This window comes from Shewanella basaltis, from assembly GCF_023283885.1.
Classification (GTDB): domain Bacteria; phylum Pseudomonadota; class Gammaproteobacteria; order Enterobacterales; family Shewanellaceae; genus Shewanella; species Shewanella basaltis.
On the sequence record NZ_JAKILA010000040.1, the window covers coordinates 1 to 14,454 of the forward strand.

The 14,454-nt window shown below is 41.4% G+C and carries 15 protein-coding genes and 2 tRNA genes; 13 read left to right on the forward strand and 4 right to left on the reverse strand.

The features are described 5' to 3' along the window. Positions 1 to 205, forward strand: a 205-nt coding sequence (locus L2703_RS18650) for a hypothetical protein (protein WP_248972527.1), incomplete at its 5' end; no start/stop codon positions are given. On the opposite strand, the gene purN is transcribed toward L2703_RS18650, so the two are convergent. Next, positions 202 to 846, reverse strand: a complete 645-nt coding sequence (purN, locus tag L2703_RS18655) for a phosphoribosylglycinamide formyltransferase (RefSeq protein WP_248972528.1) — start codon at positions 844 to 846, stop codon at positions 202 to 204. The genes L2703_RS18650 and purN overlap by 4 nt on opposite strands. Continuing rightward, entirely contained in the window at positions 846 to 1,883 is a 1,038-nt protein-coding gene (purM, locus tag L2703_RS18660; RefSeq protein WP_248972529.1) for a phosphoribosylformylglycinamidine cyclo-ligase, read from the reverse strand. The genes purN and purM overlap by 1 nt, the downstream gene beginning before the upstream one ends. Before the next feature lie 240 nt (positions 1,884 to 2,123). On the opposite strand from purM, the gene upp reads away from it, so the two are divergent. Continuing rightward, complete coding sequence (gene upp, locus L2703_RS18665) at positions 2,124 to 2,750, forward strand: uracil phosphoribosyltransferase (protein ID WP_248972530.1); 627 nt, start codon at positions 2,124 to 2,126, stop codon at positions 2,748 to 2,750. 100 nt (positions 2,751 to 2,850) lie between these two features. Here the strand turns inward: upp and L2703_RS18670 are convergent, their stop codons facing one another. Then, on the reverse strand, positions 2,851 to 4,173 hold the full coding sequence (locus L2703_RS18670) for a Na+/H+ antiporter family protein (RefSeq protein WP_248972531.1): 1,323 nt from the start codon (positions 4,171 to 4,173) through the stop codon (positions 2,851 to 2,853). A gap of 448 nt (positions 4,174 to 4,621) precedes the next feature. Between L2703_RS18670 and L2703_RS18675 the strand changes: the two genes are divergently transcribed. Further along, positions 4,622 to 5,227, forward strand: a complete 606-nt coding sequence (locus L2703_RS18675) for a peroxiredoxin (RefSeq protein ID WP_188739843.1) — start codon at positions 4,622 to 4,624, stop codon at positions 5,225 to 5,227. 65 nt (positions 5,228 to 5,292) lie between these two features. On the opposite strand, the gene rnt is transcribed toward L2703_RS18675, so the two are convergent. Further along, entirely contained in the window at positions 5,293 to 5,955 is a 663-nt protein-coding gene (rnt, locus tag L2703_RS18680; RefSeq protein WP_248972532.1) for a ribonuclease T, read from the reverse strand. A 185-nt stretch (positions 5,956 to 6,140) separates the two neighbouring features. Here rnt and L2703_RS18685 point away from each other — a divergent pair, with 185 nt between their 5' ends. The 10 genes from L2703_RS18685 (at position 6,141) to L2703_RS18730 (ending at position 14,407) form a co-directional block, all read left to right on the forward strand. Then, positions 6,141 to 7,010, forward strand: a complete 870-nt coding sequence (locus L2703_RS18685; RefSeq protein WP_248972533.1) for a flagellar protein MotY — start codon at positions 6,141 to 6,143, stop codon at positions 7,008 to 7,010. 1,707 nt (positions 7,011 to 8,717) lie between these two features. Continuing rightward, positions 8,718 to 9,116 (forward strand): tol-pal system-associated acyl-CoA thioesterase, encoded by a 399-nt coding sequence (ybgC, locus tag L2703_RS18690; protein WP_248972534.1) that lies wholly within the window; start codon positions 8,718 to 8,720, stop codon positions 9,114 to 9,116. After that, a complete protein-coding gene (gene tolQ, locus L2703_RS18695; RefSeq protein ID WP_248972535.1) occupies positions 9,106 to 9,795 on the forward strand; it encodes a protein TolQ in 690 nt (229 codons plus the stop codon). The genes ybgC and tolQ overlap by 11 nt, the downstream gene beginning before the upstream one ends. After that, positions 9,795 to 10,223, forward strand: a complete 429-nt coding sequence (gene tolR / locus L2703_RS18700; RefSeq protein ID WP_248972536.1) for a protein TolR — start codon at positions 9,795 to 9,797, stop codon at positions 10,221 to 10,223. Before tolQ ends, tolR begins: the two co-directional genes overlap by 1 nt. After that, positions 10,224 to 11,207 carry a cell envelope integrity protein TolA gene (gene tolA, locus L2703_RS18705; protein ID WP_248972537.1) on the forward strand — a complete coding sequence of 328 codons (984 nt, stop codon included), beginning with the start codon at positions 10,224 to 10,226 and terminating at the stop codon, positions 11,205 to 11,207. It begins immediately after the preceding gene. A gap of 41 nt (positions 11,208 to 11,248) precedes the next feature. Continuing rightward, positions 11,249 to 12,577: a Tol-Pal system beta propeller repeat protein TolB gene (tolB, locus tag L2703_RS18710; protein ID WP_248972538.1), complete on the forward strand. Its 1,329-nt coding sequence runs from the start codon at positions 11,249 to 11,251 to the stop codon at positions 12,575 to 12,577. Positions 12,578 to 12,600: 23 nt separating this feature from the next. Further along, complete coding sequence (gene pal / locus L2703_RS18715) at positions 12,601 to 13,137, forward strand: peptidoglycan-associated lipoprotein Pal (RefSeq protein WP_248972539.1); 537 nt, start codon at positions 12,601 to 12,603, stop codon at positions 13,135 to 13,137. 55 nt (positions 13,138 to 13,192) lie between these two features. After that, entirely contained in the window at positions 13,193 to 13,939 is a 747-nt protein-coding gene (gene ybgF / locus L2703_RS18720; protein ID WP_248972540.1) for a tol-pal system protein YbgF, read from the forward strand. A gap of 193 nt (positions 13,940 to 14,132) precedes the next feature. After that, positions 14,133 to 14,208, forward strand: a tRNA-Lys gene (locus tag L2703_RS18725). A 123-nt stretch (positions 14,209 to 14,331) separates the two neighbouring features. Beyond that, positions 14,332 to 14,407: transfer RNA gene (locus L2703_RS18730), tRNA-Lys, on the forward strand. The last annotated feature ends 47 nt before the right edge of the window (positions 14,408 to 14,454 follow it).

The window sequence follows — 14,454 nt, forward strand, 5'->3', positions numbered from 1 at the left end:
CTCTGCGTTCTCGCTATTTGAAAGGGAACAACCATTACTACATAGCGACGCCTTAATCAAAAACCGCTGGACGCATTCTGAGTGGTCACTTATTAATGCGGAATGGTATTACTTATTAATGCGCAATGGTATTATTGCGTATTTGCCAATAAAAAACCTCGCGGCTGCGAGGTTTTTTATTGGGCAAGACAAAAATCATATTTAGTCTGGTGCGTAACCAGAGGGACCGATTAGGTGACCATCTAAATACGCTTTACCATCAAGCATTTTTAATCGACCTAGGCTAAACCATTTTACTACTAATGGGTAAATAGCATGCTCTTGTTCGTGTACGCGTTCAGCTAATACATTTGCATCTTCGTCTGCATATACAGGTACTTTAGCCTGTAATATGACTGGACCAGAATCTAGCTCTGGTATAACAAAATGTACGCTTGCACCATGCTCGTTGTCACCGGCATCTATTGCACGTTGATGAGTGTTTAATCCAGGGTACTTAGGGAGTAATGAAGGATGAATATTGATCATCTTCCCTAAGAAATGACTGACAAACTCATCGGTTAGGATGCGCATAAAACCTGCTAATACAATTAAATCTGGCTGATATTTATTTACTGCAGCCAATAAACGAGCATCGTATTCATTACGGGGCTCGTTCTTGTAAGCAATCACGCAGCTTGTGTCAATTTCGCTATGGTGAGCACGGATTAATCCATAAGCATCAGGTTTGTTGCTAATTACTCCAACAACGTCGGCATGTAAATTATCATCGCAACCATCAATGATGGCCTGGAGATTACTGCCATTGCCAGAAATCAGCACCACAACACGACAGCTTGAGCTCATTAGATGATCTCCACTTGCTCTTCGTCACCTTGACGTGTTGCAATTTCACCAATTAACCAAGCGTTTTCACCTTCAGCTTTCAGTAGCGCGAGTGCCGCATCAACCTGATCTGCCGGTAAAGCGATAATCATACCGACACCACAGTTAAAGGTGAGGTACATTTCATGCTCTGCAATATTGCCGTTTTGCATTAACCAATCAAATACCGCTGGCCATTGCCATGAGTCACCTTTGACCACTGCTTTACAGTCTTCAGGGAGAACTCTAGGAATGTTTTCCCAAAATCCACCACCGGTAATATGAGCCATAGCATGAATATCTGACTGCTCAATAAGCTTAAGTAATGGTTTAACATAAATTTTTGTTGGTTCGAGTAAATGGTCAATCAAAGGCTTACCAGCAAGATCTTGCTGGGTATCAGCTTGGCTGACTTCTAATACTTTACGGATCAACGAATAGCCATTCGAGTGAGGACCACTAGAACCTAATGCGATGAGCGCATCACCAGCTTTGACTTTGCTACCATCGATGATGTCAGCTTTTTCAACCACACCAACACAGAAACCGGCAAGATCGTAATCTTCGCCTTCGTACATGCCTGGCATTTCAGCGGTTTCACCGCCAATTAATGCACAACCAGATTGAAAACAGCCTTCAGCAATGCCGTTTACCACTGATGTGGCCGTTTCAACGTCAAGCTTGCCTGTTGCATAATAATCGAGGAAAAACAGTGGCTCAGCACCTGATACAATCAGGTCATTGACACACATAGCAACTAAATCAACACCCACGGTGTCATGCTTTTTGTAGTCAATGGCTAAGCGTAACTTAGTACCAACACCGTCAGTACCTGAAACCAATACTGGATGTTTATATTTAGTCGGTAATTCGCATAGTGCGCCAAAACCGCCTAAATTGCCCATTACTTCAGGGCGACGGGTACGTTTTACCGCAGATTTAATATTGCTAACTAACGCATTACCTGCATCGATATCAACGCCGGCATCTTTGTAACTTAGGGGGGTAGGAGTGCTCACGGAGGATCCTCTAGGGTACATCGTTTTATGGAATTTTATGGGGCAGTATTCTACCAGTTTGTCTCATTAGTCGAAAGCCATGTTTTAACTTTATCCTTAAAAGAAAACGATGAATTGCCTATTTTTTATTGGTTTAGCTCACGATTTGCAGCAATTTTGAAACTTTATGTTTTATAGATGGGATAAATCGACTAACATTTGTCAAATTTGCCTGAAAAGTCGGAAATCTAGGAGAAAGAAATGAAAGTCGTTGAAGTTAAGCATCCACTGGTTCGTCATAAAGTCGGTTTGATGCGTGAAGCGGATATCAGTACCAAACGATTTCGTGAACTGGCCACAGAAGTCGGCAGTTTATTAACCTATGAAGCAACCGCTGATTTTGAAACTGAAACAGTGACGATTGAAGGTTGGAATGGTCCTGTAAGTATTGAACAACTAAAAGGCAAAAAAGTCACCGTCGTGCCTATTTTGCGTGCGGGTTTAGGTATGATGGATGGTGTGCTTGAGCATATCCCAAGTGCGCGTATTTCTGTAGTTGGTATATACCGTGACGAAGAAACCTTACAACCTGTGCCTTACTTTGAAAAAATCGTCAGTAATGTAGAAGAGCGTATCGCGTTAGTGGTTGATCCAATGCTTGCCACTGGCGGGTCAATGATTGCGACCATCGATTTACTTAAAAAGCGTGGTTGTACCTCAATCAAAGCCTTGGTATTGGTGGCAGCACCCGAAGGCATTAAAGCATTAGCAGAGGCGCATCCCGATATTGAACTCTATACTGCTGTTATTGACGATTGTTTGAATGAACAAGGCTATATTTTGCCTGGCTTAGGTGATGCCGGTGACAAAATTTTTGGAACAAAATAAAACGCTTATCGTTAGTCATTAATGATATTGTAAAAAATGGGAGCCTATTGGGCTCCCATTTTTATGTCTATTTTATACTCATTGATAAAGCGATTGTGTTCTATAACACCATAGCTGCAATCCAGCCAAAGATTAACAATGGGATGTTGTAATGCACAAATGTAGGTATCACACTGTCTCGAATGTGATCGTGTTGACCGTCGGCATTAAGACCCGCAGTAGGACCTAATGTTGAGTCTGATGCTGGAGAACCTGCATCACCAAGCGCCGCAGCTGTGCCTACTAACGCAATCGTTGCTGCAACAGAAAAACCAAAACTTAGGGCTAATGGCACATAAATTGTGGCAATAATGGGGATGGTCGAAAACGATGAACCAATGCCCATGGTGATAAGTAAACCCACAATGAGCATTAATAGTGCAGCTAACGCTTTGTTGTCGCCAATAATGTCACCCAATGATGTGACTAAGGTGCCCACTTCACCGGTCGATTTAACCACAGCCGCAAAACCGGCTGCCGCAATCATAATAAAACCAATGTTAGCCATCATGTGTACCCCCTGATTAAACAAGTCCTTGCTAATGTCTTGTTTAATGATCCCAGAGAAGCGAAAAATGATGAAACCACTTAATGCACCAAAAATCATCGAATCGGTTTGCAGTTGCACAATCAGTGTGATGACAATGGCCGAGATTGAAATCACAATACTTTTACGGTTTATGGTCGGCGTTTGTGTGCTATTGGAGACAGGCTGCTCAATCATATACTGGCGCGGCTGACGGTAACTGATAAATATGGCGATGAATAAACCACATACCATCCCCAGGGCCGGTAATAACATTGCCTGTGGTATTTGTGACGACAGTGCATTTAAACCATTGGTATTTAAATTGGCTAATAAAATATCGTTTAAAAATATGCCACCAAAACCTATGGGTAAAATCATATACGTAGTGACTAAACCAAATGTTAAAATACATGCAATCAGTCGACGGTCAATGTTGAGTTTCGACATAACATGCAGCAGCGGTGGTATGAGAATAGGAATAAACGCGATATGGATTGGTAAAATGTTCTGCGATGAAATAGCCATTGCAAGAATGGTAAGCAACAATAGCCAACGAACCATTTGAGTGTTACTGCTGTTTGGCTCTTGCCCTAATTTATTAATGATGGCATGAGAGATTAATGTTGTTAGACCTGAATGAGATAATGCTGCCGCAAACGCCCCAAGCAGTGCATAACTTAAGGCAATTTGAGCACCTCCACCTAAACCATCATTAAATGCGGCTATCGTTTGATCGATAGTTAAGCCACCCACTAATCCAGCCACAACAGCACTAATGGTTAAAGCAACCACAACATTAATTCGAATAAAGCTTAAAAAAAGCATTAAACAGACAGCGATAACAACCGCATTCATAATCGATATTCTTTAAAGTAAATGAGAAGGCTATTTTTGACTGCAGTTAAGGTGTTTGTCCAGCCTAGATGAATTTTTTAATGGAGCAAGCCGTGTTTAAATGAATAACTGGGTAATTTTAGTACAAATCGACCCGCGAATTATTGTGTCGTCTCTAAAAGAACATGTCATCTCCTGTTCAGGATGATCGAATCACAGAATGCAAAAGAGCATATAACAAGCAACATCATGTTTTTGTCACACAGCTGTATTATATTAGTTAGTCTGCATGTTTTATTTTTCAGCAGGTAAACTTTTTTCAACTGAAATAGCTTATAAGTCTGTTAAATTAACTGTATGGTATATGACTGAATCAGTATCAATGGTCACAATGTTTGAGTAAGGGGCAACCTCGAAAGAATATTGCTACCCTTGTAACATGTAAAAAGCCATTAAATGGAGATTGATAATGAGCGTATTAGTAGGCCGTCCAGCCCCAGATTTTACAGCAGCAGCCGTTCTTGGTTCTGGTGAGATTGTAGACACATTTAACCTAGCTACCGCAATTAAAGGTAAGCCAGCGGTTATTTTCTTCTATCCACTAGATTTTACTTTTGTATGCCCATCAGAGCTTATTGCTTTTGATCACCGCATGGAAGAGTTCACTAAACGTGGCGTGGAAGTGATTGGTGTTTCTATTGATTCACAGTTTACTCATAACGCATGGCGTAATACCCCAGTTGAAAAGGGTGGTATTGGCCAAGTGAAATACACTCTAGTTGCTGACGTTAAACACGAAATTTGTAAAGCATACGATGTTGAGCATCCAGAAGCGGGTGTTGCTTTCCGTGGTTCTTTCTTAGTAGACAAAGAAGGCCAAGTACGTCATCAAGTGGTTAACGACTTACCATTAGGCCGTAACGTTGATGAAATGATCCGTATGATCGATGCACTTCAGTTCCATGAAGAGCACGGTGAAGTGTGTCCAGCGGGCTGGTCAAAAGGCGAAAAAGGTATGACTGCGAGCACTGAAGGTGTTGCAGCATACTTAAAAGATAACTCTGCAAAGCTATAATGTTGCGAGTTTAGCTCAACAAAAAAGCTGCTTCGGCAGCTTTTTTGTTGAATGACATTAACGCATTATTCTGTATCGTCATCAGCCAAGTCAGGATTAGCTAATGGCCAACCTCCGAGCGCTTTCCAACGGTTTACGATATAACAAAATAATTCAGCAGTACGCTCTGTGTCGTATAGCGCGGAATGAGCCTCTTTATTATCAAAATCAATTCCAGCCATTTTACAGGCTTTCGCTAGTACCGTATGACCAATGGCCAGGCCTGCCAGTGTTGCAGTATCAAAGCTTGCAAATGGATGAAACGGCGATCGTTTTAAGTTATTTCGTTCAATTGCTTGATTAACAAAACCCAAATCAAATGCAGCGTTGTGAGCCACAATAATACATCGGTGACAATCTGCGGCTTTTTGTGCTTTTTTAACTTCTTTAAAAATTTCTAAAAAAGCCGACTTTTCATCAACGGCACCACGAAGCGGGTTTGTGGGGTCTATACCATTGAACGCCAGTGCTTCTGGCTCTAGGTTTGCACCTTCAAAAGGTTCAATATGAAAATGTAAGGTTTTGTCTAATTCAATGACACCATCACTGTTCATTTTTAACATGCTGACGGCAATTTCGAGCAACGCATCGGTTTTGGCATTAAAACCTGCGGTTTCAACGTCTATCACCACAGGGAAATAACCACGGAAGCGGTGTTTAAACTTGTTAGCGTCGCAAATATCAGTCATTACAGTCTTCATCCTCAATTGATATCATTTTCAGAGCAAATGATATAAGCCGAGTATTATGCGCAAACTAACGCGCAGTGTCATGTTTGATTGTGGTTTTTATCAGCGATTAAACATGATTGTTTACTAAAGAAACCCTATAGAAGGCCGATAGCTTCTATGTAACCGATATAAAGGGTGTTTTTATGTGGCGAAAACTGATGGTTCTCACAAGTTTGTGTCTTTGCTCAGCGGCTCATGCCGATTTGAGACATTATGTTGCGTCTTTAGAAAACTCATTATGGCGAGTAGGTGAGAATAATCCCATTGAATGCCGACTTGAACACGATATCCCTGATTACGGTCGTGCCATTTTTACCAGCCATGCCGGTAAAGAAATAAACCTACATTTCACGTTAGACATGTGGTTAAAGCCTGATTCGGTAACCAAAGCGACGTTAATTAGCCGTGCCCCTAGTTGGCGTCCGGGCCATACTTCACGAGAAATTACCCAGTTAACCTATCAAAAACAGTTTAATGGAGAAGTGCCGAAAAAAACCGCTTGGTCCATGTTGGCAGAATTAAGCCAAGGTATGGAGCCGACATTCTATTATGCTGATTGGTATAATCAGAATTCAAAAATCGCAGTCGGTTTGTCCTCGGCCAATTTTAATGGGAAATATCGCGAGTTTCGCGCCTGCTTAGCCAATTTATTACCGTACAGTTTTGATGATATTGCTTTTACCGTATTAAATTACCAAGAAGGGGGTGTTGAGCTCACCCGTTTCTCTAAAATGCAGTTAAAGAAAGTGCAACGTTATCTTTCTTTTGATCCTGAAGTAGAATTGGTTCTTATTGATGCTTACACAGACAGCTATGGTGGTCGCTCAGTGAACCAAAAAGTGTCAGATAAACGTGCTGATTCGGTAAAAGACATTTTGGTTGCCAGCGGTATTCCGCAAGACCGCATTCATACCCAAGGTCACGGCGAAAAGCGTCATGTTGCAGCAAACGATCTTGCACAGGAGCGGCAAATAAACCGCCGCGTGGTGATTAAAATCACCAAAGAGATTTAATCTCTCCGACATCTATAGTCAGCCAAACAGTGTAAATGAGTATGAGCCCAAGCAAGACACTTGCTTGGGCTTAATGTTATGCATTTTAAAGGACCGTTTTAAAAGGGCGGTTTTTAAATGGCTGACACATGCGTTGTATGGCTTCGAGAGAGAGTATCTACTCATTCAGTCATCCGCCTTATTAAATACCAATCCCTATTAGAATGTGATCTATTTTAGGCCGCATCACTTGATCCAGTACAATGAAAATGACTGCAGTGTAGTGATCTACATCAAACTCATTTGAAGCCGTAATGGGGGGGCAACTGCGTAGGGCGAATTTATCAGCGTGGTATTTTTTGTTAGCCTGTCTTAGCCTAGTGCGTTATAACCTAACCTCAACTCTGGATAAGAGATGTATTGATAACGATATAAATCAATAGATTGACTAAAATCCACTGTCAAGCTTGTGATTTGTTTTGCTAACAAGGCGAATTAACGCGTCAATAGCTAGCCTATTGCAAGTTAATTCAACGCAGTGAGGAAGGCAAAGGACTGCTTGAAAGGCGTTTGTTATCCAGAGCTGAGGTAACCTAGTGTACTAGGCCCTCAAAAGGCTGCCTCGAATACCTCACTGATAACTCTCGTTAAAAGAGCGGTTTGGTAAAAGCCCTTTTAAACTTTTGCCGAGTCATCACTTATTAACACAAAATAGTATTATGAGGTTCGACTCAATAAAGCTTGTCAAGCAAAGTCAGTGACATCATGAGTCGTTACTGTTTATCGTTTGGTGAAAAAAAGGCAAAAAAAACCCACTTAATCCAAGTGGGCTAAATAATTTGCAATCAACAAATTTAAGGAAGGAAGTCAAGCATAAGAACTAGGGTAAACTGACGTATTGGGCTACACCAGTTTGACGTTCTAGGTTTTCAACATCTGAATCGGATGTGTCCTGAAAACAAGGTTATAATAGAATGAAAGCACTAATACGACAAACTAGAAAAATTGCCATTTCACATTAGTAAAACTAATGCTTTGGTCAGTTATTTAAACGTGAAAATAGGCTTTATATCCAGTAATAGCGGTTTGCTAAGTTATTATCCATTTTTGTTGCATAATTACTCGGATTAGCAAATTGGCCTTAACGATAATATTTAACAAATGCATTAGTTGTTGATGATGACTTCAGCGTTTTGCGATAAATAGTTATGTTCAGGCTATATTTTTAGCTTTATTCAGCGTTATTAATTGACTGTTTTTGTTCGATGAAATGTGCCTATAACATGCACGTTAGAATGTTATTTTAAGGTTAAATTAAGTATTGATAAGTTTTATGAAGGATCTTTTGCTATTGTGTGCTATTTCACACTTTGTGTTGATAATACTAAAAGTTTATTTTATGACGTAGAGCCATAGATGCCGGAGGGAAACAGAATATCAGACGGAAAATTGACTTGTGCTATTTATGATGAATGAGTCCCAAATGATTGAGTCGTTTGACGCGGTATAAGCTGTCGTTTAATTAGGTTTTTTTGTTTAAAAATTTGTTAATGTTTTGGGTAAAAACATTAATAAAGCTTCATCTATTACAGTTCCTGAGGTATTTCGCGTGTTTTAACGCATTTTGAGCAAAATAAAGTCTGTTTTTCCCCTCTAATATTATTCACAAGCGTGCTGCTACTCGGTATAGTAAGCCAACTTTTGTCGCTACGTTTTGATACTCTAAATATGTTTGTTTGGCCTATATCAATTTATTTTGAAGATACCGATGCCGGCGGCGTTGTGTATCACTCAAATTACTTAAATTTTTTTGAGCGGGCACGGACACAATGGTTAAAAGCAATGGGGATCCGCCAAGCGCAATTACTGGCAGATGATATTGCTTTTGTCGTTAAACATGCAGAGATAGATTTTCGTAAAGCAGCAAAATTTGAACAGGACCTATTGGTTGAATCCAAGGTCAAAGAATTAAAGAAAGCGTCATTGGTGTTTCACCAGCGCTTAGTAGATCATCAAGGTGATTGCTATTGTGAAGCGACAGTGGTTGTCGCGTGTATATCTTTGTCACGTATGCGTCCCCGCGCTATTCCCCTAAATATTGTTCAGGAGTTTGACAGTGCACGCTGAAATTTCGTTTATTGGCTTGTTTTTAGAAGCTAGTGTGTTAGTAAAATTGGTCATGTTGACCTTGTTGGCATTATCGATTGTCTCTTGGGCGGTGATTCTTCAACGTAACAAATTACTGAGTTCTGCCAGAGTGAAAGCACTTCGCTTTGAAGATACATTTTGGTCTGGCGTAGATTTAAATCGACTATATAAAGAACTTATCGCTCGTGGTAGCGCTATTTCGGGATTAGAAGCTATGTTCGTTGCAGGCTTTAAAGAGTATACCCGTTTAAGTAAAGTAAACAGCAAATCGCCTGAAGCCGTGATGGACGGTACGTCACGTGCTATGCGAGTCAGTTTATCTCGTGAGATGGAAAAGTTAGAGAATCACTTGCCTTTATTGGCCACAATTGGTTCAACGAGTCCTTACATCGGTTTGTTTGGAACGGTTTGGGGGATCATGAACTCATTTATCGCATTAGGCGCAGTTGAGAATGCCACATTGGCAATGGTTGCTCCTGGTATTGCTGAAGCGCTTATTGCAACAGCTATGGGTTTGTTTGCCGCGATCCCCGCGGTAATTGGTTATAACCGATTTTCGACACATGTTGAAAAGCTTGAAAGTTCATATGCCAACTTCATGGAAGAATTCTCGAACATATTGCAACGTCAAGCATATAGCGAGAAGGAAGCCGTTTAATGTATCAGCGTAAACGTCGTCGTCCGGTTGCTGAAATCAACGTGGTGCCATATATCGACGTCATGTTAGTGTTATTAATTATTTTTATGGTGACGGCACCTATTGTGTCGCAAGGTGTGAAAGTGGAATTGCCACAGGGCAATGCTGAAACCTTGCCGCCAGACAGTAAACCGCCCATTGTTGCCTCGATTGATGCTGCTGGGGAATATTTTTTAAACGTGGGCAGTAGCTCTAATTCTTCAGCAATGGATTTAGAGCAAGTTTCTACGGAAGTGGGGGCATTAATTCAACTTGAACCATTACGTCCTGTTGTGGTTAAAGCTGATCGTTCTATTCCGTATGAAAGTGTTATCCAACTAATGATAAGTCTTCAAGGTGCGGGAGTACCTGCTGTAGGACTTATGACCGATTCACCGAAGGAGAAATAGGTGGCTGGAAACTCAGATTTAACCGTACCCGTTTCGATTTCTGCTGGTATTCATATCGGGGCGATTGTCATTCTTGCATTAGGGATTAGTTTTGACGACAAACCTAAGCAAATGCAGACCGCAGCGAGTGCGCCAGCGGTTCAAGCTATTGTGATTGATCAGCAAAAGGTCAGTGATAGAGTTGAACAGTTAAAAAAACAAAAACAAGATGCGCTTCAACAAGAGAAAGCACGCCAAGCAGAATTAGAGCGTAAAGCTTTAGAAGCAAAGCGTGAACGTGAAGTGGAACAGGAAAAGATTAAAGCGTTAGAGATCCAACGCAAGTTAAAAGAAGCTGAAACGCAAAAAGCAAATGATGCCGCCAAAGCCGCTCAGGTAAAGCAGCAACAAGAGAAAGAACGTGCGTTAAAAGCAGAAGAGATCAGAAAACAGAAAGAGAAAGAACAAAAGGCTGCAGAAGAAGCGGCTAAACAAGCTGCTGAAAAACGCAAGCAAGAGGAAGCTACGGCCAAAAAAGCACAAGAAGAACGTCAACGTGCTGAGGAAGAACGCAAGCGTAAAGAAGAAGCGGAGCGTAAGCAACGTGAAGAAGCAGAACGTAAGCGTAAAGCGGAAGCCGATGCAAAAGCACGTCAAGAGCGTGAAATGGCAGAGGCAATGGCAGCAGAGCAAGACTCTTTGTCTAAAACACGTAATAAACAAGTATTATCAGAAGTGGATAAATACAAAGCGATGATTATTGCGACGATTCAACGTAACTTAGTTGTTGATGAGTCAATGCGTGGTAAAAGTTGTCGAGTATTTATTCGTTTAGCCGCAGACGGGTTTGTGACAACAGCACAAACACTTGAAGGTGACCAGGTTGTTTGCCGCGCAGCAAAAGTATCGATAAACAAAGCCGGACGCTTACCTGTATCGCCAGAGCCTGCTGTTTATCAACAGTTAAAAGAAATTAATTTAACCGTTTCACCGGAATTTAATTAATATCAAACGTATTTAAGATGGAATTAAATTAAAGGAGTCGCATGAAGAATTTGGCTAAATGGTTAACACTGGCACTGGTTGTGTTAACGACACCTGCTCGCGCAGCATTAGATATTGTTATTACAGAAGGTGTGGATGCGGCAAGACCCATAGCGATTGTGCCATTTGTTTGGCAAGGGCAGGGTCCTGCTCCTGCGTCAATATCTGATGTGGTTACGTCAGACTTAGCCCGCAGTGGTGCGTTTAAGTCTCTTGACGTACGAGCTTTACCACAAACAACGATATCATCTGTTAGTGGTTTTGCCGCGCAAAACTGGACAAATGTAGATGCTGAGGCTGTTGTTGTAGGAAGCGTAAAACCTTATGGCGCTGACCAATATCTTGTTAGTTTCGAACTGATTGACTTAGTCAAGGCACAGAACCTAATCAGTAAAGGCCCTGTTAACAACAACGAGTTATTACTTGAAAGCCGTGAAACAGTGATTAATGCCAGTCAATTTAGACAATACGGCCATCGTATTAGTGACATTGTTTACGAAAAACTGACAGGTATTCGCGGTGCTTTCTTAACTCGCATTGCATATGTAGTTGTAAAACAAGGCCAAAAAGCACCTTACCATTTGATGATTGCTGACTATGATGGCTATAACGAACAAATGTTGTTACGTTCACCAGAGCCATTAATGTCGCCAACATGGTCACCAGATGGTCGTCGTTTAGCTTATGTGAGTTTTGAAAACAGAAAGGCAGAAATTTTTGTACAAGACATCTACAGCCAAACGCGTACTATGGTAAGTAGTTTTAATGGTATTAACGGCGCGCCGTCATTTTCACCGGATGGCAAAAAGTTAGCCATTACACTATCAAAAGATGGTCAACCTGAAATTTATGTTGTTGATATTGCGACTAAATCGTCACAGCGCATTACCGACCATTACGCGATTGATACTGAACCATCATGGTTCCCTGACGGTAAATCGATATTGTTTACCTCTGAGCGTGGCGGTAGACCACAGTTATATCGTGTAAATTTAGATACAAATAAAGTCTCTCGTATGACATTTGAAGGAGAGTGGAACCTTGGTGGTTCAATTACTCCTGACGGTCGTAGTATGATTTTTGTAAACCGTACTAATGGTAAGTTCCACATTGCTAGAATGGATTTAGCAACACGCTTTATGCAGGTGCTTTCGTCAACTCAACTTGATGAATCACCAAGTGTTGCTCCAAACGGCACTATGGTTATCTATGGTACAACCCATCAAGGTAAACAAGTATTAGCTGCTGTCTCTGTTGACGGCAGATTTAAAGCAAGATTGCCTGTCGGCCAGGGCGAGGTGAAATCACCAGCATGGTCTCCGTTTCTCTAAATAGATATTGATAAGGATTTAAAATGGATCTGAATAAGTTGTTTAAAGCTATGTTGGTTGCAGTTCCGCTTATGGCACTGGGTGCCTGTAGCTCAACTTCAGACTCTGAGACTGACGCTAACGGTTCTATGAGTGGTACTGGTAGTGAGTATGGTGCTGGTGGTATTGAAACTGGTGGTGCTGGTGCAGTATTAAGCCCAGCTGAACAGCAGCGTTTAAAAGAACAAGAGCTACGTCGTCAAAACATCATTTACTTTGATTTTGACCGCAGTGAAGTTCAAAGCGAAAACGCCCAAATCCTTCAAGCACATGGTAACTATTTAGTAGAAAACCCAAGTGTTCGTGTATTGATCGAAGGTCATGCCGATGAGCGTGGTACGCCAGAGTACAACATCGCTCTAGGCGAGCGTCGTGCTAAAGCGATTGCTAAATACTTACAAGGCATGGGTGTACAACCTAACCAAATGAGTATCGTAAGTTACGGCGAAGAGAAGCCATTAGATTTCTCTCGTACTGACACAGGCTTTGGTTTAAACCGTCGTGGTGTGTTAGTTTACTAAGCGTTAAAAATACAAAGCCAACCGCTAGCGGTTGGCTTTTTTTAGGAGTGAAAAAATGAAACAAGCCATATTAGTTGCGGCCATGTTCTTCACTACGGCAACAGCATTTGCAGCCCCAGCCCCTGTCTCGGATGCGTCAGGTGGATCATATGAAGATCGAATTGCAAAGCTAGAACGTATAATAAAAGCCAAGCAACAGGGCGAGTTTGAAATGCAGCGCCGTATGGACGCATTACAAAATGAAGTGCTGGATTTACGTGGCATTACTGAGCAACAAAATTATCAAATGAATCAAATATTGCAGCGTCAGCGACAACTGTATGAGGAAATTGCTAATCTTACTGCTAAGTCTTCAACCTCCACAGTGCCTGCAGAAGCGCAACATACCGATCCTGCTGTCGTAGCGGCCGCTAGTACAACATTAGGTGAGACGGCTAGCTATGAAGCAGCTGTAAACCTTGTGTTGAAAGATCGTAAATACGATGATGCTATTCCTGCATTTCGTGATTTTATTAAGCAATACCCAGATTCTAGCTACGCAGCAAATGCTAACTACTGGCTAGGCCAATTGCTCTATAATAAGGGCGATTACAGCGCCGCCAAGCAAGCATTTAGCACCGTTGTGAGTAAGTTTTCTGACTCCAATAAACGTGGAGATAGTTTAGTAAAATTGGGCATGATTGCTGAAAAAGAAAATGATTCAGCAGGAGCGCGTGCGTTATATAATAAAGTGCTTAGTGAATACGCAGATAGCGCGTCAGCACGTCTAGCTCAACAGCAATTAGCAGCATTAAAAGGCTAATTAAGACAAAAAACAGCCTCTTAGTCTGTTTTTCATGCAAACAACAAGAAATTATAAATTTGCGCTTGCATGAGAAATTGAAAAAGGTATTATAGGCGCCCTCAGAACGGCACAGCCTTCTGAGGGGTTTTAAAGCATTAATCTCTAGTGCAGTTCCTGCATAACAAAGCGATAGCGCTTATAAAACCTGAATGGGTCGTTAGCTCAGTCGGTAGAGCAGTTGGCTTTTAACCAATTGGTCGAAGGTTCGAATCCTTCACGACCCACCACTTTTTTAAATCGTGGTTAAAGAATTTAAACGTTTTATCAGATGGGTCGTTAGCTCAGTCGGTCTTGAAACATAGACAGTTGGCTTTTGTTCCAGTAAGTGATGAAGCTTATAAAACCAGAATGGGTCGTTAGCTCAGTCGGTAGAGCAGTTGGCTTTTAACCAATTGGTCGAAGGTTCGAATCCTTCACGACCCACCACTTTTTTGAATCGTGGTTAAAGAATTTAAACGTAATACTAGATGGGT

Bases quoted from the DNA above. Each gene is read 5' to 3' on its own strand.
- upp (WP_248972530.1), top strand. From the start codon at position 2,124: ATGAAAGTCGTTGAAGTTAAGCATCCACTGGTTCGTCATAAAGTCGGT.
- rnt (WP_248972532.1), bottom strand. From the start codon at position 5,955: ATGACTGATATTTGCGACGCTAACAAGTTTAAACACCGCTTCCGTGGT.
- L2703_RS18670 (WP_248972531.1), bottom strand. From the start codon at position 4,173: ATGAATGCGGTTGTTATCGCTGTCTGTTTAATGCTTTTTTTAAGCTTT.
- pal (WP_248972539.1), top strand. From the start codon at position 12,601: ATGGATCTGAATAAGTTGTTTAAAGCTATGTTGGTTGCAGTTCCGCTT.
- ybgF (WP_248972540.1), top strand. From the start codon at position 13,193: ATGAAACAAGCCATATTAGTTGCGGCCATGTTCTTCACTACGGCAACA.
- tolB (WP_248972538.1), top strand. From the start codon at position 11,249: ATGAAGAATTTGGCTAAATGGTTAACACTGGCACTGGTTGTGTTAACG.
- purN (WP_248972528.1), bottom strand. From the start codon at position 846: ATGAGCTCAAGCTGTCGTGTTGTGGTGCTGATTTCTGGCAATGGCAGT.
- L2703_RS18685 (WP_248972533.1), top strand. From the start codon at position 6,141: ATGTGGCGAAAACTGATGGTTCTCACAAGTTTGTGTCTTTGCTCAGCG.
- tolR (WP_248972536.1), top strand. From the start codon at position 9,795: ATGTATCAGCGTAAACGTCGTCGTCCGGTTGCTGAAATCAACGTGGTG.
- ybgC (WP_248972534.1), top strand. From the start codon at position 8,718: ATGTTTGTTTGGCCTATATCAATTTATTTTGAAGATACCGATGCCGGC.
- L2703_RS18675 (WP_188739843.1), top strand. From the start codon at position 4,622: ATGAGCGTATTAGTAGGCCGTCCAGCCCCAGATTTTACAGCAGCAGCC.